Source organism: Psychrobacter raelei (assembly GCF_022631235.3).
Taxonomy (GTDB): domain Bacteria; phylum Pseudomonadota; class Gammaproteobacteria; order Pseudomonadales; family Moraxellaceae; genus Psychrobacter; species Psychrobacter raelei.
Genome location: NZ_CP093310.2, coordinates 417,629 through 442,391, shown reverse-complemented (window position 1 = coordinate 442,391; position 24,763 = coordinate 417,629). Strand labels below are relative to the sequence as shown.

The window sequence follows — 24,763 nt, the reverse complement described above, 5'->3', positions numbered from 1 at the left end:
TTATGTTGTTGAGTTGGTTGTATTGTACCTTATTTCTTAGAATTGGTATTATTACTCTAACACGGGTTTTTAGGCAAAAAAAAAGACAGGCCTAAGCCTGTCTTAACGCATCTAACTATATATTAATACCCTAATGATATTAATACCCTAATGTTAATACCGTAAAAAAGCCTGTGACCTCACTTTTGCTTAAGCAGATGGGCTGTCATCACATGGCGTCAGTTAATTTAGCCTTCTACTAAATTTAAAGTAGAGTCAAAGCCTTTTAAACGCTGATAACGCTGCTCAACTAAGCTGACACTGTCTAGCTGTTTTAGCTCTGCTAACTGCTCAGTAAGCAGTTTTTGTAATTTTTCCATAACTGGTTTGGCATCAACATGCGCGCCTTCCCCTTCTGGAATAATGGCATCAATCAAGCCCATATTATACAAGTTACTTGCATTGAGCTTCAGTGCTTCAGAAGCTTCAGGGGCTTTTTCGGCAGTTTTCCATAAAATAGAAGCACAGCCCTCTGGTGAGATGACCGAGTAAATACTGTGCTCAAGCATATTTACCTTATCACCCACACCAATAGCCAATGCACCACCTGAGCCACCTTCACCAATAATGGTGACAATAATTGGCGTCTTTAGACTACTAAAAGTGGCAATACTCTCGGCAATGGCCTGAGCCTGACCGCGCTCTTCAGCACCCACACCCGGATAAGCACCTTGGGTATCGATAAAGGTCATTACGGGTAGGTTGAAGCGCTCAGCAAGCTTGACTAAGCGAATGGCCTTACGATAGCCTTCAGGATAGGCCATACCGAAGTTGTGGGCGATACGCTCACGGGTGCTGCGACCTCGATGTTGACCGATAATTAATACCGGCTCACCATTAAAACGGGCCAGCCCGCCTATAACGGCTCTATCATCAGCAAAAGCGCGGTCGCCATGCAGCTCATCAAACTCAGTAAATAGCTGACTCACATAGTCTAAAAATAGCGGGCGCTTTGCATGCCTTGCCAGTCCAACACTTTCCCAAACAGAACTCATGATTTATCCTTAAATTATAATTATATTATTTTATAGTGTGATGTTTGATGGATTAGTAGGCGCCAGCACAAGTCACACTAAGCTCAACGCCCCACTTTTTAAATTGATCAATATCGTCTTTTAGATCAAATACCAGTAACGCATAATCTTCGGAGTCCGATTCTACACTAACTTGCCAGTGATTTTTATCAATAACTGTCAGTTTGAGCGCACTTTTATCTAGATCATTACGGCTACGATGTACCAACACGGCCAGCCTTAATAAGAGGCACAAATATACCAAACTCGGGCCCCCTACTTCCAGCGCTTGTTCAAAATTTTCGGTTTTTAGTTTGCGTCTGTGATTGCGTGCCAACTGTGACATTCGGCCTTGATCCACTTGGGAGAATCCAGGAATATCTGAATGCAGCAGCAAATAGGCGCTGTGATGATGATAGCCGCTATGACTGATTGCCAGACCAATCTCATGTAAATACGCGGTGCGGCGCAGCAGGTCATTGTCTTCGCCGCTTAGCCCTAAAGCGTCATGGGTCTGATCATAGAGGTTCTCACAGCTTTTCACCACGCGCTGAGCTTGTCTTTTATCAACAGAATAGCGCTCAATTAATGCCTGTACACTGCGATCACGCACATCTTCACTAGCGAAGCGGCCGAGCATATCATACATCACCCCTTCACGCAGCGCCCCATCTGAGTAGGCAATGGTTTCAATACCCAGTACCTTCATCGCCGCACGCAGTACCGCCACACCAGCAGGGAATACTGCTTTACGGTGCTCTTTTACCCCTTCTAAATCAATGTCTTCTACACGGCCAATTTTTAGTAAATGCTTTTGTAGGTTTTTCACACCTTGGTAGGTAATGCGCTCTTGCTCATCCGACCAACCTTGAGAGACCAAGACATTACGCACAGCTTTAATCGTACCGCTTGAGCCCACCACACTGGTCCAGCCGGTTCTTTGATAGGTGGTGCTAATGCGTAAAATCTCTTTGCGCGCATCGGCTATGGCTTCTTGAAAAGCGCTTTCGGTAATATCGCCAGACTCAAAGAACCACTGGGTATAGGCCACACAGCCCATTTGTAGACTTTCGGTCAATAATGGATCGAACTCTTGACCAATGATAAACTCAGTTGAGCCCCCACCGATATCAATGACCAAGCGCTTATCACTACTGGCATTGGTGTGCGACACACCCAAATAGATCAAGCGTGCCTCTTCTCGTCCAGCAATGATTTCAATGGGCTTTGGTAAGATTTCATTGGCACGGCGGATAAATTCATCAGAGTTTTTGGCCTGACGCAAGGCGTTGGTGGCGACAATACGCAGTCTATCAGGCGATACTGAATCAAGCCGCCCCATAAACCTGGCCAAGCACTCTAGTCCACGCTGCTGAGCGTCTTCGCTCAAGATTTTATTTTTATCCAGGCCGGCAGCCAATTGCACTTTTTCAGACATAGAGGCAATTTTGCGCACCTCTCCATGATCTAAGCGAGCAATAGCAAGGTGAAAGCTGTTTGAGCCAATATCAATGGCCGCCATGAGTTCATCATTCGCTAAAAAGTTATTTGGCATAGGCGGGTGTCTTACCTTAAGTGAATGCAACGATTAAAAGTTAGTGGCTATTTTTGAATTAAATCATGTTTTGAATTAAATCATGCCCTATTTTGGCAGTTTTAAATCAGCACTATGGGCCAATTATACCAATCTAGAACGAAGCCTTGCCCCATTCTACCAAAGTCTTAATATAATTGGCCAAGTCCATTTACATTTAAGCAAAAATCCTTTTTTCAAAGCGCCTATTACCGCTTTAAAAAAAAGGCCTTTTTTATTCCAATCCGCAAAAAACATGCAAGCGACTAGAACAAAAAAGGCCCAACAGCGCATCAGCGATTTATGACGCAGCTGACATCTCAGCGAACACGTCATCAGCGGCTTTGATGGTCGCATCTAAGTCTTCGGTCGTGTGTTTTGAAGACATAAAGCCCACTTCATAAGCCGATGGTGCCAGATAAATACCACGATCTAACATACCATGGAAGAAGGTGTTAAATTTATCCATATCACAAGCGGTCACCTCATCGAAGTTTTGGGGAACACCCGTGGCCTCATCTTTGACGAAGAACAGGCCAAACATACCGCCAAGCTTAGTTGAGCGTAGCTTAATGCCATGCTTGTGTGCCGCCGCTTGGATACCCTCTACCAGATAAGTGACTTTATCAGCCACGCCCTCATAGAAGCCTTCCACAGTTAAATCTTCAAACATAGCGATACCGGCACGCATCGCCAATGGGTTGCCTGACAGCGTACCTGCTTGATACACGCCGCCCATAGGTGCTATACACTCCATGATTTCACGCTTACCACCAAAGGCACCTACTGGCAGGCCAGCACCGATGATTTTACCAAAACAGGTTAAATCTGGCTCAATACCAAAGTGTGCTTGAGCGCCTTTTAGGCCCACGCGAAAGCCCGTCATTACTTCATCAAAAATCAACACAGCGCCGCCTTGAGTACACTGCGCACGTAAAGTATCGTGGAATTCTTGACTCGGTACGATCATGTTCATGTTGCCCGCAATAGGCTCAACAATCACACAGGCAATCTCATCACCCCATTTCTCAAAGCAGTCTTTAATCGCTTGTGGGTCATTGTATGGCAAGGTGATGGTGTGCTTGGCAAAGTCTGCAGGCACCCCTTGTGAGGTAGGCTCGCCAATATCTAACATGCCAGAGCCCGCTTTTACTAATAGGCTGTCTGAGTGACCATGATAACAGCCCTCAAATTTAACAGTCTTGTCACGGCCAGTGTAGCCACGAGCCAAACGAATGGCACTCATGGTGGCCTCTGTGCCAGAGCTGGTCATACGAATCATCTCAACACTTGGAACGATATCACAAATGATGTCCGCCACTGAGGTCTCAAACGTGGTTGGGGTACCAAAGCTTAGACCATCATCGGCCGCAGCTTTTACCGCTTCAATCACTTTAGGATGGGCATGACCCAAGATCATAGGGCCCCATGAGCCGACATAATCAATATACTCATTGTCTTCGGTATCATAGATTTTGCTACCCGCTGCTTTGTGCATAAATACTGGTGTGCCGCCCACGCCAGCGAAAGCGCGCACAGGAGAGTTTACCCCACCTGGAATGTGTTTTTTGGCTTGCAAAAAAAGTTGTTCGTTCTTTGTACTCATTTTTATATTCATAGTCTCACTCATTACAGTCACTCTTAATTTTATGGATAAAAAAACCTTATTATCTTTTTTGATTTTAAAGGTTACGGTTCTAAAAACAGGGGCGAAAAAAAGGGCATCAATACTTATGTCGACTATCTTAACAAAAAAAAGTGAGCTCTGATGAGCCCACTTTGTATCTTTGTCGATTTAACCTTTATTTGAGCTTAGCGCTTATTTAAGCGTTTTGTTCAAATTTGGGTTTTCACTCGGTTTAGGCTTGGGTTTATAAGAGTCAAGGCGGCCTTGCTCATGCTCAAGCCAAACGGCATTGACAATCGCCAATAACACAGCGAATCCAAGCCCTAATATCCATGCAAAATACCACATAATTTTCTCCTAGATAAGTAGATAGCTTAGTACGAAGTGTGATCGTTTTCGCGAATATAGGCCACAGTTACTTTACCGCGCATCACGCTATACGCCCAGCTGGTATAGAACACCACTATGGGCAGTAGCAGCACCACGACATACAACATCACCATTAACGTTAAGTGACTTGAGACACTGTCCCAGATGGTTAAGCTGGCATTGGGGGTAGTCGATGATGGCATGATAAACGGAAATAGTGAGACGCCTGCGGTCATGATAACCCCAACAATGGCCAAGCTTGAGGTAACAAAAGCGGTCAATGTCTTACGCGCTTTTAAGAGCACAGCGGTCAATAGTGGCATAATGATACCCAGTGCTGGGAAAGCCCAAGCCATTGGGTATTTTGCATAGTTTGCCATCCATGCACCCGGCTGTACCACCACCTCTTTGGTCAAAGGATTGGCCAAAGCAGCTGGATCAATCTGAGAGGTAATCGCGTAGCCATCAATAGATTGGATCCACACGCCTGCACCCACGAACAACACCACCATGACTATCGCTGAAATCATCGCGTATTTGACCGTGCGATCTTGGATAACGCCTTCGGTACGGTGTGCCAAATATGCGCCGCCTTGCATGATTAATAGGGTCACACTGACCAGACCACACAATAAAGCAAAGGGGTTTAATAGCTGGAAGAAGCTACCTGTGTAGGTAGAGCGCATCATTTGATCGAAGCTAAAAGGCACGCCTAAGAATAAGTTACCGAAGGCCACACCAAAGACCACTGCTGGCACAAACGAGCCGACAAACAGACCCCAGTCCCAAGCATTACGCCATCTTTGATCCTTGACCAAGTTGCGGTATTTAAAGCCCACAGGACGGAAGAACAGCGCCCAAAGTACCGCCATCATCGCCCAATAAAACCCACTAAAGGCTAAAGCATAAACCATAGGCCAAGCGGCAAACAGTGCACCACCGGCGGTAATGAACCACACTTGGTTGCCTTCCCAGTGAGCACCGATACTGTTAATTACCACACGGCGCTCGTCATCATTTTTACCAACGAAAGGCAGTAAGGAGCCTACGCCCATGTCGTGACCATCCATAATGGCAAAGCCGATAAGCAATACGCCAACCAATAGCCACCAGATTAATTTTAAAGTTGCATAATCAAATAACATCGTTGACCTCCTTATTGCTATGCACTGGGGTCACATTACGTGGGGTTTCCCCATCATAACGGCCGGTGCCTAAACTGGCTGGGCCTAGCTTGACATACTTCACCATCAGATAGACTTCGATAATTAGCAAGATGGTATAAAAACCGACAAAGCCTGCCAATGAGCCATAAACGTTGGCCACACTGAAGTTAGTTACTGATAAATAGGTCGGAAGTACCCCATAAATAGTCCAAGGCTGACGGCCATACTCGGCCACGAACCAACCAAGCTCAATGGCAATCCAAGGTGCAGGCAACATAATTACCGCCCACTTTAATAGCCAAGTTTTTTCTGCAAAGTTGCCTTTAATGGTATGCCACATGCTCACTGCAAATAACGCCAGCATCAAGAAGCCTAGCCCCACCATACCACGGAATGACCAGAACATAGGCTTCACCGCTGGAATGGTGTCATCCACCGCTTTTTGGATCATATCAGGGGTAGCTTGAGTGACATCTTCGGTGTATTTTTTAAGCAATAAGCCAAAGCCTAGGTCTTCTTTTACCGCTTCAAACTGGGTCTTTAAGGCGGCATCTTGTGGATTTTCACGTAGCTGCTCAAGTAAGTCCACTGCCTGCATCCCATTCATAATGCGGCCTCGGTTGACCTCTTTAATCTCATGAATACCTGGGATTTCTTTATCTAAAGATCGCGTACCGATAATGCCCATCGCATAAGGAATTTGGATTTGCCAATCGTTTTTTTGCTCTTTTTCATTAATACCTGCAATCAGGTTAAAGGACGCAGGGGCAGGCTCGGTGTGCCACATGGCTTCAATGGTCGCCATCTTGGTTTGCTGAGCGGCGCCAATAGAGTAGCCTGATTCATCACCCAACACGATAACACTTAAGATTGAAGCCATACCAAAGGCTGAGGCTACCTGAAAGCTACGCTTGGCAAAAGGCACGTCACGTTTGCGTAGTAGGTATAAAGCTGAGATGGATAAAACGAACATAGAGGCGGTGACATAACCGGCTGATACCGTATGTACGAATTTGTTTTGGGCATCAGGGTTAAATAAGATGGTTGCGAAGCTGTCCATCTCCATACGCATGGTTTCGTAGCTAAATGATGCGCCTACAGGGCTTTGCATCCAGCCGTTGGCAATCAAGATCCACAGCGCAGACAAGTTGGTACCAAGCGCCATTAGCATAGTGACAATCAAATGCTGAGCGCGCGAGAGTCTATCCCAACCGAAGAAGAATAGGCCCACCATGGTAGATTCTAAGAAGAAGGCCATAAGACCCTCAATGGCCAGTGGCGCACCGAAGATGTCCCCAACGTAATGAGAATAATAGGCCCAGTTGGTCCCGAACTGGAACTCCATGGTAATCCCTGTGGTCACCCCTAAAGCGAAGTTAATACCAAAGAGCTTTCCCCAGTATTTGGTCATGTCCTTCCAGATTGGATTACCGGTTGTGACATAGACGGACTCCATAATCACCAGAATCCAAACCATACCCAAGGTTAACGGAACAAATAAAAAGTGGTAAAGCGCTGTTACCGCAAATTGCAAGCGGGATATATCAACGAGATGTTCAGTAATCATACCAAACCTCCTAAAAAGAAGGACTAATTCACACCATCATTTGAGCTGCACAACATAGGGCCCACTGTCCACTCACATCCTTGCTCATCCGCCCTAATTACTCATCCTACTATGCACTAAAAACCAACTGAGTGATCAATCCTGCGTTACCCATAATTTTTAACATCTTTCAGAATCGTTAGATGTCAGGAAAATACTAAAACATTACCCACTCACCTTACTAAACTCAAATGGTAAACAGGCAAACCTTTTACTACACTATACGCCTATACAGCTTGGGTACTGATAAAATATATTTATCAATACTATTTAAGAAACTTAACTTGATTGTTGGCCAGACAATGAGCTGAATGGCTCATTCTTTGAAAACCATATTTTAATTATGGAATTAATCTGGGGATATAATACATAATTATATAATGTTTCGCTAGGGCTGGTTTGGCCTTTTATGTATCTGCGACTTCGGCTAATAATTATTAAATTTTCTACACTCTTATATTATCAATAACTTAGATACATTAGCACACAGTGGCTACATTTGCTTTTGATTGCAGTAAGCTTACAATAATTGGTAAATGTTATACCTAATTTACGCCCTTCTCTTTTATGTTTTGTATTTAGTAACTTTCTGTTTTCTTACCTAAGATTGATGACACTATGGCAACACTTTCTACTGCCGAAAAAGACTTTTTAAAAAAGCTGGTAAATACAGTGCGTCGCCCGTTAACGATGGCGTGGCTACTGACGGTTATCAGCAGCTTATTATTTGTGTGGCAAGCGTGGCTATTGGCCAGTTTATTTAGCCATTGGTTGAGCAACTATTTTAATCAAGTGCCGTTATCAAGCGGGGTGTCGGGCAGCTGGTTTGTGGGGCTGATCATCTGCTTTGCCCTGCGCCCACTGCTCAATACTGGACGTGAGCTGCTCAGCACTCAGGCAAGCTTACAAGTGCGCAGTGATTTACGCAGCTCGCTACTTATCACTATGGCCAAGCTTGGACCCAATCTGCGCCACTTCGGCAGTGATGGCAGCCTCTCTAGCCAAATCATTGATCAGACCGATGCCTTAGATGGATTTATCAGCCGCTTTAGTGTCCAAAAACAAGTCACGGTCAGCACCCCACTTATCTTGCTTGTCGCTGTGGCTTGGCAAAGCAAATTTGCCGCAGCCTTGTTATTGATGACCGCGCCTTTGGTGCCTATATTTATGATTTTAATTGGCCATTTAACTGCCCGCAAAAGCGCCGCTCAGTTTGGCGCCCTGTCGCAATTAAGCGGCCGGTTTTTGGACTGGATCCGCGGTATGCCCACCCTTAAGCGGCTACAAGCGACACCTATTGCTGAGCATGATTTGGCTATAAGCAGCGAAGACTATCGCCGCCGCACCATGGATGTGTTAAAGATTGCCTTTTTAAATGGGGCGGTGCTTGAGCTTTTGGCAGCGCTCAGCATTGCCTTGGTCGCGGTCTATTTAGGCTTTGGGCTAATGGGCATTTTGCCGTGGGATAAAGGTGATGTGCCAGTACCTTACTTCGGTGCCTTATTCATCTTGCTGCTGGCACCTGAGTTTTATGTACCGCTGCGTCAATTGGGCGCAGACTATCACGCCAAAGCTGAAGCAGAAGGCGCTGTCCAAAGCTTGCTACCTATTATTAACGCGGCCGAATCTGCCAATGCTGTCGTTATCCCTCAACAGCCAAACACACCCCCTACTTCTACCACGACATTACCGCAAAGCTTTGGCCTACAGTTAAGTAAGGTTAGTATTCAGACAGCGGTGGTGGATATCCAAGCGCCACAGGAGGATTCAGCGCCCTTAGCTGATAATGACTGTACGGCTGCTGTATATCGCAGCCGTCTGGCGCCGTTAACGGTAGAGATAGAGCCGGGAGCGCGCGTGGCCTTAGTGGGCGAAAGCGGCAGCGGTAAGTCAAGCCTGTTACAGGCTTTGATGGGCTTTGTCAGCTACCAAGGTGATATCACCCTTTATAATGCTGCTGAGAATTTTAGTCAAAACTTACAGCACATCGCGCCGGAGCAGTTACACCGAAAGCTTGGATATTTGGCTCAGCAAGTGGCGCTGATGCCGCTAAGCATTGCTCAAAACCTACGTCTTGCCAATCCTGATGCCAGCGATGCTCAGTTGATTGAAGTACTCAAACAAGTTGAGCTGTGGTCATTAATTGAACGACTACCACAAGGCATGGACACCTTGTTAGGCGAGCGAGGACAGGGATTATCTGGGGGACAACAGCAGCGGCTGGGCATCGCTCAGTTGTTATTAAGAAACGACAGCTTGTGGCTGCTTGATGAGCCTACCGAACATCTAGATCCTGATACGGCGCAGCGCATTCATCAGCTTTTGCAGCACGTGAGCCTCGGTAAAACGGTGATTTGGGTCACCCACGCCAAAGAACAGCTGCCTTGGCTGGATAAGGTGATTGCCATCAGCGCTCCGGTTACAGCAAGTGTGGCACAAGGAGCAGACCATGACTAAACATCCGATGCGCTCACACAGCGAGCTTGATAGCGCAGCCCGCCACGCCCCTGCTTTTCGTCTTCGAGATATGTTCAAGCCCTCGTTTGACTTATGGCTCATCTCTTGGGGCTTAGGGCTGATCACTGCATTATCTATGATAGCGCTGCTGATGATCTCTGGGTGGTTTATTACGGGTGCGGCGCTGGCTGGAATGATTGCAGTCGGCTCGCACAGCTTTAACTATATGCTGCCGGCCGGCATTATCCGGATGCTGGCCATGGCACGTACTGCTGGGCGCTATGGCGAGCTGATGGTGTCACACCATGCGGTGTTTGATTTATTAAAAACGCTGCGCCTTCGCTTTTTTAACCGCTTAGCTGCACTACCGCTTACTCAGCAGCGCAGTGCCCTACAAGCCTCACAATATATGCACCGATTGGTCAGCGACATCGATAAGTTGGACGAATTTATCTTACGCGTTATCTCGCCTTGGCTGATTGGCGGCTTAAGCGTATTGCTATTGGGGCTTTTTATAGGCTGGGCACTTCCGATTGCGTCAAGCTTTAAGCTCATTATTTATGTGCTGCTGGCTTTAAGCCTAGTGATTGCCTTACTGGCCAGTTATAACGGCATCGCTCAGGCCAAGCAGTTATCTCAAGTCTCTGAAGCGCGTCGCCAGCAGCTGCTATCGCCGCTGGCCATTATCACCCAGCTGCTACTTTGGCAGCAGTGGCAGACGCAAACTCAAGGCTATGTGGCACAAGACAATCAGCTTCAAAAACTACAATGGCAAGCGCAAAAGCGCCGCTCTGTTTATATGCTACTGATTCAGTGGCTGTTTTATTTGGCAGTGCTGACCGTATTGTTCGCCATCTATAGCGTCACTCAAGGCGGCTCTGAGACAACCTTGCTGCCTAAGCTGCAATCGGTGATTGAGGTGCCATTGGTATTGGCAGTGACCTTGGGGCTGCTCGGTATTCAAGAGATTGTCGTGCCGCTGGGTCAGCATTATTTGGCTTTAGGCAATAGTATCGCTGCCAAAGACCGGCTAAATGATTTGTTATCAAGCTCAAGGCCGACCCCTACCCCCAATCAAACTGGCCAAGCTGGCGCTAACACTAACACTAACACTAACACTGGCACGGTCTCTACCTCTGCACCCAAGCCGCTGCACCGCTTACCCCAAGCGCCGTTACAAGCTGAGCTGATTTATGTCTCAGCAAAGATTGAAGGGGCCTTAGTCGGGGCAAAAGAGGTGAGTGTGACGGTCAACTCAGGTACGCCGTTGATTATCAAAGGCCCTTCTGGCTGTGGTAAATCGACCCTGCTGCAAGCCTTAGCTGGTGAGCTGCCGCTGCAGTCAGGTGAGATTCAGTTAAATGGTAAAAACTGGTTTGAGTATGACTGGCAAGACCAATTGGGCTACTTAGGACAGCAGCTTGATATCTTTGATCAAAGCTTGGCGGCCAACCTGCGCCTAGGCAAACCTGAAGCCAGTGATGAAGAGCTAATCGCCGCCTTAGATAAGGTGGGGCTACTGGGCTGGCTACAAGCGCAGCCACAAGGGCTGGACACCGCTTTGGGCGAATATGGTGCCGCCATCTCAGGCGGGCAAGCACGCCGCATTGCTTTAGCGCGTCTGCTGTTAAAGCCGCGTCGCGTACTATTATTAGATGAGCCTTTTGCAGGTCTTGATGCGCCTACCAGAGCACAGCTGTGGCAAAACGTGCGTGAGCATCAACAGCAAAACCTACTTATTGTGGTCAGCCATCATCAGTGGGATATGGGGCTCTGTGACAGCATCAGCCTACCTGAGACCCAGCTTTAAGCCAGCTGCTGGGCTTGGCCAATTGCTATGTTGACTCAGATACGGGCGAATTTAATCTTTTATCGTATCTATCGTATTTATCATATTTATCTTATGGCCTTCATCCCACCACCTGTAAGGTGGTGGGACTTCGACCAATTTGTTTTAAATCTCTAGGTCCGATTTTTCTCCCAATTCATATAATGCACCTGCACGACCGACAATAAGCGGATCAACATTCCCCACCTGACTCTTGTCTCTGCCATCGTAGGGAAGTCTATTTAACACATAGCGCATGGCATTAAGACGGGCACGTTTTTTACAATCTGACTTGATGACAATCCAAGGGGATTCTGCGGTGTCAGTATTATAGAACATGGCTTCTTTGGCCAAAGTGTATTCATCCCATTTATCCAGTGAAGCCAAATCAATGGGAGATAACTTCCACTGCTTTAAGGGATGTGCTTCACGCTGAGCAAAGCGGCGACGCTGCTCATCACGGCTCACTGAGAACCAAAACTTGATTAAATGAATGCCCGAGTCAATTAAGTGTTTCTCAAACTCAGGAGTTTGGCGCATAAAAGTAGCGTACTCTTCTTCCGTACAAAAGCCCATTACCCGCTCAACGCCAGCGCGGTTGTACCATGAGCGGTCGAAGAACACCATCTCTCCAGCTGAGGGCAAATGCTGCACATAGCGCTGGAAGTACCACTGCCCCATCTCACGCTCGGTGGGTTTTTCTAGCGCCACAACTCGTGAGCTACGAGGGTTTAAATGCTCCATAAAGCGCTTGATAGAACCGCCTTTACCCGCCGCATCACGCCCCTCAAAGATAATGACCACTTTTTTGTCATTTTCACGCACCCATTTTTGTAGCTTTAAGAGCTCAACTTGCAGGTGATACTTTTGTTTTTCGTAGTTTTTACGCGATAAGCGGTTTTTATAAGGATAGCCGCCTTCACGCCAGTTATCAGATAACTCATCGTCTCTTTTGGTGCCTGTTTTGACAGCATTGGCCAACGCATGATTGGCAAATAGATTTTTTAGCTTTTCTAGGTCATCTGGAGAAGCATCATGAATGAGCGATTGAATGCGATCTGATATCGCCTCGATATTGCCCTCTGCTAGTTGTTTTAGCAGTACCTGATCAATGACTTCTTTGGTCTTTATACGTGAGCTGTCTTTTTTCTTTTGGGTTTCATACTTTTCAATCTTTTTGGGATTGGTCACATAAGCGTCGCTAATTTTCTCAGACTTATTACTTTTTTTTGACATAGTCGCCCCTTGCTGTTAGCTTTAAAAAAAACATTACATAGTTTTATTTAATTATTATAGCAAGTATTTATAGTGGCTATTATCAAATCCTACTACTCATTACATGTTTTATGCTTATCTCAACTAAACCCTTAAAAATTTTATGGTTTAAACTATCAAGCTAAATTTTAACCGCTAACATAGCGTCGTTAAGCAGCTAGAAGCCAATGAAATGCTGATAATGAGTATGGCTGCTTGGTGTTGCCTCTATGCGAACTGAATTTAACCCTCTATAATCCAAAGCAATGAGCGCTTTATCTCGATTATGGAAATACTAGGTGCCCCTATGAGTCGCATTGTTTTAAGCACATCCTCCTCTGGGCTTGATGATATGGATATCAAACATAACATTGAGCTTATTCGGTTACGCATACACGTCAATAATGTTGAATTTATTGATGGAAAAAATATCAGTAGCGAGCGCTTGCAGCATCTTATGAATGAGGTGAGCCATTCCCCAGTACACACCTCTCCAGCGCCTGCGCATGAAGTGGCTATGATGCTAAGCGGCTTACAAAATAAAGGCGTAAAGGAGGTGTTTATCACCACCTTATCATCACAGGTTAGTGACAGCTATCAGATTATCAGTGAGGTCGCCCAAAGCTTTAAAGACAGCATGGACATCTACGTCTATGACACTAAGGATTTGAATGCGTGTGAAGCGCTACTTGCCTTAGAAGCAGATTATTTGATGCAGCAAAACTATGCTATGCAAGACATCGCCTCACGCTTAGATGCCCTACGCCGCAGCCATCATATGCTATTTGCTGCCGATGATTTATCCTACTTAATAAAAAACAAAAAGGTGTCTACCACAGCAGGATTTTTTGCCAATTTATTTAGCATCAAGCCGGTGTTGCAAGTCTCTGATGCAGGTGACGTGGTACCGATTAGCAAAATCCGCAAAATAGACAAAGCCTTTGAATATATGGTCAACCAGTTTGAAAACGTGATACCGCGCGCCGATTCTTTCGCTTATGTCCTAAGCGCCGGACGACCCGATTTAGATAGCCGTTTTATTGCGATGCTCAAGCAAAAAACAGGCGTGACAGACATTGCGGTATTGCCAGTATCCGCCATATCCTTAGCCAATCATGGCCCTAGCGGCTTAGGCCTGTGTGTCTTTGAAGGCGATGTGCCCTCTGCTGCCAAGTTGTTTGCTAAATTTTAAGCTTGTAATACTAGACAATCAGATACGACAACTAAAAAACCTCGCCAAGACTGAACTAAACCGTCCAAGATTTGGGGGTCAGTTCATCGTAACGAGGTTTTTTGAGGGTATAAGTATCGGTGCCTGTCATGACACGATAAGGCAGTTAAGACTAGGCTTTTTTCACCACAGATGACTTAAGCTTCATTTGACCAAAGCCCTCTACTTTGCAGTCGATGTCATGATCATCAGGCGCGTCATGGATGAGACGAATACTTTTTACTTTGGTTCCCACTTTAAGCGGTGTCGATGACCCTTTTACCTTTAAGTCCTTGATAACAGTTACAGCGTCGCCATCTTGTAGCTCATTACCTACGGCATCACGGATAACGTTTTCAGTCTCTGCACTGTTACCGTCTGCTTCGGCAGCTGTCCATTCATGGGCACACATAGGACACACCAATAAAGCGCCATCTTCATACGTTAAATCAGAATCACAATTAGGGCAATTAGGTAAGCTCATTTTATCCTCATTTGAATCATTGAATTAATTTCGCTTAGTATTGTAGCGCAAACCACAAAATTTTGCTCAAACAGCGGTTGAAATATCTCAGCGTTGCCAAAATTAATCTCTCAATACCCCAAACTGTCATTACCCATTAAACCGCTTATAATAAAAGATGCCAGTACACAGCTGAATAAACCTCAAACAAAATATCTATTAAATCCAGTTCACTAAATAAGACATCTACTAAAAAGGATAGAGTTATGAGTAACTTAAGCTTTAAGCAAATCACGCTACAAGGTGATGATGCTGCAAAATTTCTTCAAAGCCAGATCACAGTAAACGTTAATAGGCTCACTGCAAGCTATCAGCCGGCGGCCATCGCCAATCTCAAAGGCCGCATTGAATTTGGACTTTGGATAAAAAAACAAGATGACAAACAATTTGATATCGTCATCAGCAGTGATTGCTTAGCACCGCTTCAGGCGCATCTAAAAAAATTTGGTGCCTTCTCTAAATTTACTATCTCAGAGCCCATCGACATCTATCCCTATGTGGGGGATGAAGCAGGACAAGCACAGCCCACCTTTAGCGAAAACGCTGATGAGCAGAACATGACCGATTGGATGTCTGCCAGTATCGCTACTGGTAACTACTGGATTACTGAGGCAACTCAGACGTTATTTCAGCCGCAAGAGCTACGCTTGCATCAGCGTGGCGGCGTAGACTATGACAAAGGCTGTTATTTGGGCCAAGAGGTCATCGCCCGTATTTACTTTAAAGCGGCGCCAAAAGCCTTCTTGCACCGAGTAAAAGGCACAGGAGCTGCCCCCAAAGCAGGCGAGAGCTTGGACAAAATTCAGGTGGTTAATGCCATTGATTTGGCCGATGGTTCAGGCTATGAGGCCTTAGTAGTGGCGCGTCCAGAACAGCTTGAGCAGGCGCAGCAGTTACACGTATTGGACTTACCACCAGCGCTACAAGCTAGCGTGGCACGTGACGCTTAAGCCAAGCACCGCTTAGGCCACTGTCTAAGCTATCAGATCTAAGCTGACTCAGGTCAGATACCATAAAAAGCGATCCGAGGATCGCTTTTTGTTAGCTAGATTGTATCAAAATTAACCCAATGAGCTCAGCTAATCCCATTGTCTAACCTTAATTATTGAGCGGTTTGGCCTTTGTGCTCGCCTTTGGCTTTGTTTTTGAACTTAGCTTGACGCTCTTCACGCATCTGTTTTAGCGTCGCTTTTTGTTCAGGGGTTAAGATTTGTGCCATTGCGTGCTGAGCTTGAATGCGCTCAACGAACTGCTGCTTAGCGATGGCCGCCTGCCGATCGGCTAGCGTGTTTAAGGCAGTGGCATTGATAGTAGGACTGTTAATCAAAGCTTCGGTTTGAGCACGGGTCTGCTGCATCTGTGCTTGACGCTGTGCACGCTCACCTTGACGTTTTTCCATTTGCGCTTTTCTTAAAGCCTGCATCTGTGCTTTTTGCTGCTCAGTTAGGTTTAGCTTCTCAAAACCTGCACCTTTTTTGCCCATACGGCCCATTTCGTGACCACCTTTATGGCCTTTATACTGACCATGGCCACCTTGTTTATGCTGCATTTGAGTGGCTGGATTGGCTTGTGACTCTGAAACAGCGCTGGCTTGCGTGCAGCCTACCATTGCCAAACTACCTGATAGGGCCAATACTGAACCTAGTACGAATTTTTTCATATGAATCTCCATAATTTACTATTTGTTGGTGGGCCAAGCTTACTATCTAGCACTTGTCTCATCGTTATCTACACATTAAATAACTGGCGTAATAAGTGATTAAATAGGCCGGTTACACGGGTCGCTCAGAGCAGGCCTGCTGTCTATGTGTGCCATAATAAGTCAATCCAACGTAACGTAGGTTGATGAAACTTTAAGAAAGGTAACAATTGCAACAATACTTCTCATCGCACTTGCTTGTGCTAAGAGCCATGTTTAGTATTCTAGGCACAGGCTGATTTTGCGGTTTTGCTCAGACAAGCCTCTTTTTGTAGACGCTTATTGACTCACTTTTTAGGAATTTTGTATGACACATATTTTATTAGGCGATGACGATAAAGAGCTGACCGATTTGTTACAGGAGTACTTGACCAATCACGGTATCCGCTGTGACTGCGCTTATGACGGGGAACAGGTGCTCAATAAGATAAAATCTCAGCCTTATGATTTAATCGTGTTAGATATCATGATGCCCAAGATTGATGGGTTAAATGTGCTGCGTCAATTACCGACTCTGACCCAGACGCCCGTTATTATGCTCACGGCTAAAGGTGATGAAATTGACCGTATCATTGGCCTTGAGCTGGGCGCAGATGATTATATTGCCAAGCCTTGTAATCCACGTGAGTTGTTGGCTCGCATCAATGCTGTTATCAAACGCACCACTATGCAGCAAAGCGATATTGTACCGCTGGAGCATGAGCGCCTACAGTTGGATCAAGTGCACCGTATCTGCACGGTAGATGGCGAGACGCTGCAAGTAACCGGAACTGAGTTTGACCTGTTGGTGGCCTTATTACAGCAGCAAGGCAGTGTGGCAAGTAAGGAGTGGCTGTCACAAACTGTGCTACAGCGCGAGCTACAGCCTTTAGATAGAAGTCTAGATGTGCATGTCTCACGGCTTAGAAAAAAACTACAACCTTATCATGAAGACCCAATAAAAGCGGTGCGCGGTAAAGGCTACCAACTGGTTTTATAATCTTATGCTACCGGTTACGGCTTTATGTTGGCGTCCATTCACCCTACATCTAAAGTCACTGCTTTTATTTTTTGATGTTTTTAGCTCTCTAGTCTCTTAATCCGTAGGTTTTCATGAGTAACTCTACTACCAAACCACCTTTGCATCATAAGCTTAACCAGCCCCTAACCTTATTTTGGCGGCTTTTTTTGAGCATGCTCACCATCTTGCTGCTGACCTCAGCCCTGTCTGTGGGTATTGAACGCTGGATGAATGCCAAAGAGCTCAATAACCGGATGCAATTACAGATAGCACGCTTGCTTGTTGCTCGTCAAAATACTATGGCGGCGTTAAGCGAGGATGATTTAGACACAGTACGCCAACTGTATCGTGACGAGCGCCGGCTCATGGCGCAAATGCGTATTATCGATCAACAAGGACAAATTTTATTTCCAAAGTTTGGCCGCTTTCGCTCTGAGCATGAGCCTTTAGGCCCTCCTTCCCCGCCAGATAGGGACTCTCATAGCAGTCCACCTCCAGAATTACCACCCCCCTTATCTGAGCCATCTTGGCAACAGGTCAGCGCAGACGTGCTAAATTACCCAGAGCTTCAAGACACTACCGTGACCTCTGCCAGTGGTCAAACTTACACCGTGCAGCTGCAGCCTCGATTGTCGCTGCGTGATTTGGCTTCACTGCGTAAGGACCATACTTTAATCCGAGTGGTGCTTATTTTGGTGTTTAGTATTTTAGTGTGTTATTGGCTCAGTCAGGCACTCACCCGCCGTATTCATAGATTACAAAAGGCGGTGCACTTAATGAGTGAAGGCCGATTTAAGGCTGGTGAGGAGCTGACCGACTTGGGCAATGATGAGCTTGGGGCACTGGCTAAGGATGTCTCTAAGCTATCGACTCGCCTAGCTGACAGTGAGCTTGCGCGTAAGCAGATGCTCAGTGACATATCTCATGAGCTGCGCTCGCCGCTGGCTCGATTAGAGGTGGCCACAGAACTCACGCGCGACTTTGCGCCTGAGGCCAGTCATTATTTGGATCGAATCGAAAAAGAGTCAGCACGGATGAATGAGCTTATCGAGCACATCATTCGTATTCAGTCACTACAGATGCGTCAGTATGCTTTGGATATTGAAGCCTATCAGCCGGTGAACTTGTATGCACTGCTCGATGAAATAAGAGAAGATGTTTGCTTTGAGTTTCAAGATAAAGGGGTCACCTGGCAGTGGCAAACATCACCCACTATCTTAGGCCTCAGTACGTCCTCACACCCTAAGCCCTCGGCTGTCAGCTCAAGTCATGAATCACGATCAGCTGCAATCAGCCGTCAAGCTACAGCTTACACCCTACTAGGTGATCAAGAGCAGCTACACAGCGCATTTGAGAACATTATCCGTAATGCCTATACTCACACAGCGCCAAATTCAGTTGTGACCGTGGTGCTGCAGTCAATCATCGATGAAAAGACAAAAAACCCAGCCATAAAACTGCAAGTGATGGATGCTGGTGATGGGGTTGCAGACACCGATTTACAACGCATTTTTCAGCCGTTTGTGCGCCTTAGTGCGTCACGAGAGCGCTTAAGTCAAACGCCCACAGCGTCTGTCAATTCGCCGCAAAAATACAGTGGATATGGATTGGGTTTGGCAATAGCTCATGCCATTGTCATCGCGCATCAAGGCACACTGGTCGCTTACAATCGCCAAGATGGACACTCCGGTCTGGTTATTGAGGCCATTTTACCTATTCACAGCACGTTTGAATCGTAGCCCTTGAATCGTAGCCATTGAATCGTAGGCTAAAGCTACAAATAAAAGCAGTAGACACAACAAAGCCGCATAACTTTCGCTATGCGGCTTTTGCTGTTAGTCCTCCTGACAGTCTATATTAGCTACCCCATCCTAGAATAGTTAATCATAGCGAGCATCCTGCTCTGGTAATGCGCCCTATCCCTGCAAGCCTGCGCAGTATAGGTCATGTTGTGTCCTTACCCCTTCATGACGCTGCACCAACCTAGATGCTTTGTTCATGACTGTTATCTTTAATGGCTAAAACCAATTAACCCTTGAAGACAATTATTTATCCTTAGTACGGAAGATTTCATTGCAAACAATGTCACCACTCTATCCTTGAGTCACCATCCTTGATGCCGTACAGCTATAGTCTCAAATTAACCTTAGTAGCATAAGACGCAAAAAGCGCTTTGTGGTGTAAGCTTATGCTTACAAAATTAACAACCTTATCCTGTTATCTCCCCCTCTTGTGTGCTTTATTGTTGCTAAACGCGCCTCATACCCAGAGTTAATAAGGGGTAAGCGCCAATAAGATATGTAAGCTATCTGGACTTTTCTACGGCTCATCTTTATGCTTTATTTTTTGGGCGCAAACAATAGCTGGGGTTATCTATTATATTTATCCATCAAAATAACAAAGCCGCAAAAACAACAAAGCCGCACAACTTTCGTTATGCGGCTTTCGCTGGTTGTCATCCTGACAGTCTGTTATTGACTACCCCATCCTAGAATAGTTAATAATAGCGAGCTTCCTGCTCTATTTACGTCATTTACTCTTAACTTAATATCACATCCTGTGATTATCTCGTCTCAAGTTGGGTTTCCCTACTTAACTCATAAAGCTTGAAATAAATTTCTCGTCTTTACTTGTTAACCTTCATCCTTAATACGGTAGCGGTTAAGCACTCAATCCTTTGAGTCATCATCCTTGATGCCGTGAAGCTATAGTCTCAAATTATGTAGGTAAGTGTAAGTCGCCAAAGCGTCATGTGTTGTAAGCATATGCTTACATCGGTATTTAAAGGGCTGCGTCAACATAATTGTTAGCTAAAGTCACAATAGAAACCAAAACCTCATAAGAAGCCACTGATAATAAACACAGTTGATACACAGCATAGCTCACTAAAGCGCATAATGATTGAGCAGGTTAAGACAAGACTTACCTTAACCTAGTGAATTTTAAGATTTTTGAATAGTGGCTTTTGAATATAGCCAAAATATGAAGTAAAAGTCATCGCATATTTTTTTACCCATAATAACTCATTAGGGCGTGTTGAACATTGGGTATAAATTAATGGCAAAAAAAATAGCGAACGGTTAATCTTTAAGTTCTCACACAAAAAAGATATCGTTCGCTATGCCTCGCACTATGCTCAAAGATGAACACTGGACAAGACTGAAACCTATATTACTAGAACTTAATATCTATGACAAAGGAAATCTTAGACAAACGGTTGAAGGCGTGCTTTATCGCATGCGTGTTGGCTGTCCTTGGCGCGACTTACCCGAGTATTTTGGCAAGCCCAATACCATCTATAAAGCTTACCAGCGCTGGTCTCGCAGTAATAAGCTGATTGCATTATTTACGTTACTGATCAAAGACGCAGACCTTGAGTGGGTCTTCATTGATGGTACTCATATCAAGGCGCATCAGCACAGCAGTAGTGGCAATGAGAACCTACAATCCATTAGCAAAAGTGTGGCAGGCCGCGCGACCAAGATTCACTTAGCAGTTGATGCTCATGGCAATCCGATTACCTTTCTTTTATCAGATGGCACAACCCACGATGTCAAAGTCGCACCTGATTTAATAGATAAGGTTAATTTGAGTAATACAGAGGTTTTATGTGCCGATAAAGGCTATGATTCTGATGCGCTACGAGCCCATATTGAACAAGCAGGGACGCAGGATAACATCCCTCGAAAACGAAACACTCAGTATTCTAACGACCATATGGACTGGGACTTGTATAAAGCCAGGCATCTAGTAGAAAATGCTTTCGCTAAGCTAAAGCAGTATAGGGCGGTTGCCACCAGGTTTGATAAGCTCAAGCAGAGTTATGAAAATACGGTCGCTCTTGCTTGTGCTTATATCTGGCTCAAATTATGAATGTTCAACACGCCCTAATAAATTATTAATAAAAACAAGGAACGATCATGAATAAAGATACCTTTAAAGGCGAATGGAAGCAGCTAAAAGGCAATATCAAACAACAGTGGGCCGAACTGACTGACGATGATTTGACCCATGCTGAAGGCAGCTTTGACAAATTAGTAGGTAGAATCCAGGAGCGTTATGGTGACACTAAAGAAAAAGTTGAGCAGCAAGTACATGACTGGCGTACCAAGCACGACGTCTAAGTCGTGGTTATTGACTCATTAATTTTACCAGTTAGCATTTTATTAATTAATCATTTCATCAATTAATCATTTCATCAATTAATAAAGGAGGCTATCTGCCTCCCAGCAAGCTGTATGATCGCCATGAATGAGAAAAAATGATCTATTTTAGGTCGTTTTTTCTGTTGAAAGTGGACTGCTTACGGCACTCAATGAGCTTTAAGCTGAGCATACATATAGGTCAAAAACAACAAAGCCGCATAACTTTCGCTATGCGGCTTTTATTGTTGTCATCCTGACAGTCTATTGTTACCTGCTCTATCCTAGATTAGGTCACGCAAGTGAGCATCCTGCTCTGATCATTCCTTTTCTTTTTATCCTTAATTCTCACATCCTATGAAAATAAAGTAAAAAGTATGTATCCTTACCAAACCCATGACACAGTATCAATCTAGACACTCTGTTCATAGATGCTAATTAGAAAATTTAACCGAAGTCAAATTTTGTTCTTAGCGATTTATCCATAATACGGTAGCGGTTAAGCACTCAATCCTTTGAGTCATCATCCTTGATGCCGTGAAGCTATAATCTCAAATAAGCGCTGTGCGCGTAAGTCGCCAAAGCGTCATGTGATGTAAGCATATGCTTACAAGGCCTTATTTTTTGAGTAAGACACGATTAAAAAAAATTGGTTAGCCCTTTTATTTAGGGCGTTAAGCACCCTAACTTGTTGTTAAGGGTACAAAAATTTGATGACTCATTTTTTAAAAATATAAGTCGAATAAGATAAATCGTCCTTAGTACAGTGCTAAAAATACAGTGCCAAACCGCAAAAAAGCCCTAGTATTTTAAATACTAGGGCCTTGAGACGTCATTATTCTTGATTAGTGACTACTTGGCGCTGCGTAGCTCATCGAACTTTTGTAGCTTACGGGCATCAAGCATCAGCTTGGCCGCTTCAATCACGTATGCCTCTTCTTCTGGTAGCTTAGGACGCTCATCATTTTTTAGACGACTGCGCTCTTCGAACATGGCTTCGACAGCAGCTTGATACTCAGTCCAGCTGGCATAAGGCTTTTGACCGGTGGCCTTACGACGTGCGTTTTCTGCATCTAAAGTTTTTTGCTCAATCTGTTTTTGATGTGCGCGGCGCTCAGTGATATTTAGCTTAACCGCATTTTTGTCATCTTCCATATTGCGTAATTTATTTAGCGTATCTAGATAAACAAACTGCGGATTGGTGGTTTGACGAATCTTCGACTGCTGATTTAAGGTCGCTAACGTCTTACTGCTAAATTTGCCTTCAGGCTTATAAGGCGAGGTCTTGATGGTATCCCAAGCCATGGCATTTTTTTGGTCGCGCTCACTAAACTCAGCACCTTCATAGATATTGACTAAAGACACATCAGGCACTACCCCTTTATTCTGGGTACTGCCGCCTGTAATGCGATAAAACTTACGCTGAGTCAACGTGGCTGAGCCTAAGGCCAGACTATCTAACTGAATCTGAGCTGAGCCCTTACCGGTGGTGGTACTACCCACTACTAAGCCGCGGCCATAGTCTTGAATGGCAGCGGCGAAAATCTCAGAGGCAGAGGCTGATGCCATATTGGTAATGACCACCATATCGCCTGAATACAGCTGCTTACCACCATCTTCGTCTTGATAGACTTGCACGTTACCCTGGTTGTCACGAATCTGAACCAGCGGCCCTTCTTTAATAAATAATCCCAGCATTTTAGCCACTTCATCTAAGGAGCCGCCAGGGTTATTGCGTAGATCGACCACCAGGCCGTCAATGTTTTCTTTATTAAGCTTCTCAAGCTCTTTTTGAGTGTCAATACTCACGCTGCGGTAGTTTTGACCACTGCGGCGGGCTTGATAGTTTAGATAGAAGCTTGGTATTTCAAGCACACCGATACGTTTTTCTTCCGTGCTGCCTTCAGGTTTTACCGTAATCACCCGATGAGTCACGCCCGCATCTTCTTGCTCAATCACATCACGGGTGATGACAATGGTACGTGCTGAGGCGTCAGGACTATTGGGCTGCTTAACTTTGATGGTCACATCTGTGCCACGTTTGCCGCGGATTAAGGCCACCACTTCACGAGTTGACCAGCCCACCACATCTTGCATATTCTCGCCATCTTTGGCCACAGCCATGATCAAATCATTGGGCTGCACTTTGCCTGATTTGGCAGCGGGTCCACCATCAACCAGGGTCACAATCTGGGTATAATCTGGGTTTTTACGATAAGGGCGAATAGACACGCCAATACCTTCTAATTGCAAGTTGGACTGCACTTGCATCTCGACCGACTGCACAGGGGCATAATAGTTGCTGTGCGGATCATAAGTTAAGGTGGCTGTATTTAGCACCGACTCCATGATCTCATCGCTCTTAATGCGCTGTAGCTGCTCTTGCTGACGATGCAAACGATTTAACAAAATCTCTTGCGGACTTCTGTCCTCTCCTAAGATTAAGTCGTTACCTTTGGTCAGCTCAGGGTTTTTGGTATACAGCTCATCACGAGCCTTGTCTTCTTCTTGACCCAAAGTTAGATTGATAATCTGCAAAGTTAATTGACGGCCCCAATAGCCTTGTTGCTCTGAAGCACTCTTAAAGCGGGGTTCTTTTTCACGGTCAAGCACCACAGAATCATTGCGATTAAGATTGACAGGCTTACTTAAGAACTTATCGGCGAAGTTATAGTACTCATTTGATCGCTGGGTATAACGATTAAAAATTGCCTGTACTGCGCTGAGATCGCCCTGCTTTAATCTATCGGCAAAAGTTGCACCGTATTTGGTGGTTAATTCATTAATATCTGATTGCAAAAATAGAGTATGATTGGGGTCCAAACGGTCAAAATACATATCCAACACTTTACGGCCCATCGCCTCATCAAAGCGCTTATTGGAATAATGCGCTCTGTCTAATAAAGCGGCTACTTGGCGTGTGGTAAGCTTTTGCTCGGGTGTGGCAACAAAGGCGCTTTTATCCGCAGCCACAGCAGAGCTATAGCTGTGTGATAACACCACACCGGCCATACCAATGGCGGCGGCACTTAACACCAGCTGGGTTGGTTGAAATCTCATCAATTACTCTCTCTTATTCTTGTTACATTATGGATATAATGCCTTGATATTAGCATAACAAACTGCCCTTGAGTGTCTAAAACTGTATAAGCATTCTTACCTAATTTTATTACTGACGGTTTTGAAGCTCAAATGACGCCGGCAGTTGTTGGATATTGCTGTAATAATATGCCTAGGGTAATAATAACCAATTCATT

General features: G+C 45.2%; 18 protein-coding genes. 8 read left to right on the top strand and 10 right to left on the bottom strand.

What is annotated here, in order from left to right:
- Window positions 1-227: 227 nt before the first annotated feature.
- From MN210_RS01785 to MN210_RS01760, 6 genes are all read right to left on the bottom strand, one after another.
- A complete protein-coding gene (locus tag MN210_RS01785) occupies window positions 228-1,034 on the bottom strand; it encodes an acetyl-CoA carboxylase carboxyltransferase subunit alpha (protein WP_011959621.1) in 807 nt (268 codons plus the stop codon).
- Between the two features lie 52 nt (window positions 1,035-1,086).
- Window positions 1,087-2,607 carry an exopolyphosphatase gene (gene ppx / locus MN210_RS01780; protein WP_110816046.1) on the bottom strand — a complete coding sequence of 507 codons (1,521 nt, stop codon included), beginning with the start codon at window positions 2,605-2,607 and terminating at the stop codon, window positions 1,087-1,089.
- 319 nt (window positions 2,608-2,926) lie between these two features.
- Complete coding sequence (hemL, locus tag MN210_RS01775) at window positions 2,927-4,231, bottom strand: glutamate-1-semialdehyde 2,1-aminomutase (RefSeq protein ID WP_338412455.1); 1,305 nt, start codon at window positions 4,229-4,231, stop codon at window positions 2,927-2,929.
- Window positions 4,232-4,444: 213 nt separating this feature from the next.
- On the bottom strand, window positions 4,445-4,600 hold the full coding sequence (cydX, locus tag MN210_RS01770) for a cytochrome bd-I oxidase subunit CydX (protein WP_011959618.1): 156 nt from the start codon (window positions 4,598-4,600) through the stop codon (window positions 4,445-4,447).
- Between the two features lie 26 nt (window positions 4,601-4,626).
- Window positions 4,627-5,766 carry a cytochrome d ubiquinol oxidase subunit II gene (gene cydB, locus MN210_RS01765; RefSeq protein WP_110816044.1) on the bottom strand — a complete coding sequence of 380 codons (1,140 nt, stop codon included), beginning with the start codon at window positions 5,764-5,766 and terminating at the stop codon, window positions 4,627-4,629.
- Window positions 5,756-7,354 carry a cytochrome ubiquinol oxidase subunit I gene (locus tag MN210_RS01760; RefSeq protein ID WP_011959616.1) on the bottom strand — a complete coding sequence of 533 codons (1,599 nt, stop codon included), beginning with the start codon at window positions 7,352-7,354 and terminating at the stop codon, window positions 5,756-5,758. The genes cydB and MN210_RS01760 overlap by 11 nt, the downstream gene beginning before the upstream one ends.
- A 657-nt stretch (window positions 7,355-8,011) precedes the next feature.
- On the opposite strand from MN210_RS01760, the gene cydD reads away from it, so the two are divergent.
- Both cydD and MN210_RS01750 read left to right on the top strand, forming a co-directional pair.
- The gene (cydD, locus tag MN210_RS01755) at window positions 8,012-9,850 is read left to right on the top strand and encodes a thiol reductant ABC exporter subunit CydD (RefSeq protein WP_338412454.1); all 1,839 of its coding nucleotides are present in this window, start codon (window positions 8,012-8,014) and stop codon (window positions 9,848-9,850) included.
- Window positions 9,843-11,660 (top strand): amino acid ABC transporter ATP-binding/permease protein, encoded by a 1,818-nt coding sequence (locus MN210_RS01750; RefSeq protein WP_338412453.1) that lies wholly within the window; start codon window positions 9,843-9,845, stop codon window positions 11,658-11,660. Before cydD ends, MN210_RS01750 begins: the two co-directional genes overlap by 8 nt.
- Window positions 11,661-11,804: 144 nt before the next feature.
- On the opposite strand, the gene ppk2 is transcribed toward MN210_RS01750, so the two are convergent.
- Window positions 11,805-12,914, bottom strand: coding sequence for a polyphosphate kinase 2 (gene ppk2, locus MN210_RS01745; RefSeq protein ID WP_011959613.1), 1,110 nt, complete (start codon window positions 12,912-12,914; stop codon window positions 11,805-11,807).
- Window positions 12,915-13,239: 325 nt separating this feature from the next.
- Here ppk2 and MN210_RS01740 point away from each other — a divergent pair, with 325 nt between their 5' ends.
- The gene (locus MN210_RS01740; RefSeq protein WP_155586659.1) at window positions 13,240-14,124 is read left to right on the top strand and encodes a DegV family protein; all 885 of its coding nucleotides are present in this window, start codon (window positions 13,240-13,242) and stop codon (window positions 14,122-14,124) included.
- A gap of 151 nt (window positions 14,125-14,275) precedes the next feature.
- Here the strand turns inward: MN210_RS01740 and MN210_RS01735 are convergent, their stop codons facing one another.
- Window positions 14,276-14,626 (bottom strand): zinc ribbon domain-containing protein YjdM, encoded by a 351-nt coding sequence (locus MN210_RS01735; RefSeq protein ID WP_110816040.1) that lies wholly within the window; start codon window positions 14,624-14,626, stop codon window positions 14,276-14,278.
- A 245-nt stretch (window positions 14,627-14,871) separates the two neighbouring features.
- Between MN210_RS01735 and ygfZ the strand changes: the two genes are divergently transcribed.
- A complete protein-coding gene (ygfZ, locus tag MN210_RS01730) occupies window positions 14,872-15,615 on the top strand; it encodes a CAF17-like 4Fe-4S cluster assembly/insertion protein YgfZ (RefSeq protein WP_110816039.1) in 744 nt (247 codons plus the stop codon).
- Window positions 15,616-15,767: 152 nt separating this feature from the next.
- Here ygfZ and MN210_RS01725 read toward each other — a convergent pair whose 3' ends face one another.
- Entirely contained in the window at window positions 15,768-16,325 is a 558-nt protein-coding gene (locus tag MN210_RS01725; RefSeq protein ID WP_110816038.1) for a Spy/CpxP family protein refolding chaperone, read from the bottom strand.
- Window positions 16,326-16,671: 346 nt separating this feature from the next.
- On the opposite strand from MN210_RS01725, the gene MN210_RS01720 reads away from it, so the two are divergent.
- From MN210_RS01720 to MN210_RS01705, 4 genes are all read left to right on the top strand, one after another.
- A complete protein-coding gene (locus tag MN210_RS01720) occupies window positions 16,672-17,343 on the top strand; it encodes a response regulator (protein WP_338412452.1) in 672 nt (223 codons plus the stop codon).
- Between the two features lie 113 nt (window positions 17,344-17,456).
- The gene (locus tag MN210_RS01715) at window positions 17,457-19,103 is read left to right on the top strand and encodes a sensor histidine kinase (RefSeq protein ID WP_338412451.1); all 1,647 of its coding nucleotides are present in this window, start codon (window positions 17,457-17,459) and stop codon (window positions 19,101-19,103) included.
- 1,381 nt (window positions 19,104-20,484) lie between these two features.
- Window positions 20,485-21,237: an IS5 family transposase gene (locus tag MN210_RS01710; protein ID WP_011959606.1), complete on the top strand. Its 753-nt coding sequence runs from the start codon at window positions 20,485-20,487 to the stop codon at window positions 21,235-21,237.
- A 47-nt stretch (window positions 21,238-21,284) separates the two neighbouring features.
- On the top strand, window positions 21,285-21,488 hold the full coding sequence (locus MN210_RS01705; protein WP_011959605.1) for a CsbD family protein: 204 nt from the start codon (window positions 21,285-21,287) through the stop codon (window positions 21,486-21,488).
- 870 nt (window positions 21,489-22,358) lie between these two features.
- Here the strand turns inward: MN210_RS01705 and MN210_RS01700 are convergent.
- Window positions 22,359-24,566 (bottom strand): carboxy terminal-processing peptidase, encoded by a 2,208-nt coding sequence (locus tag MN210_RS01700; RefSeq protein WP_110816035.1) that lies wholly within the window; start codon window positions 24,564-24,566, stop codon window positions 22,359-22,361.
- Window positions 24,567-24,763 lie beyond the last annotated feature (197 nt).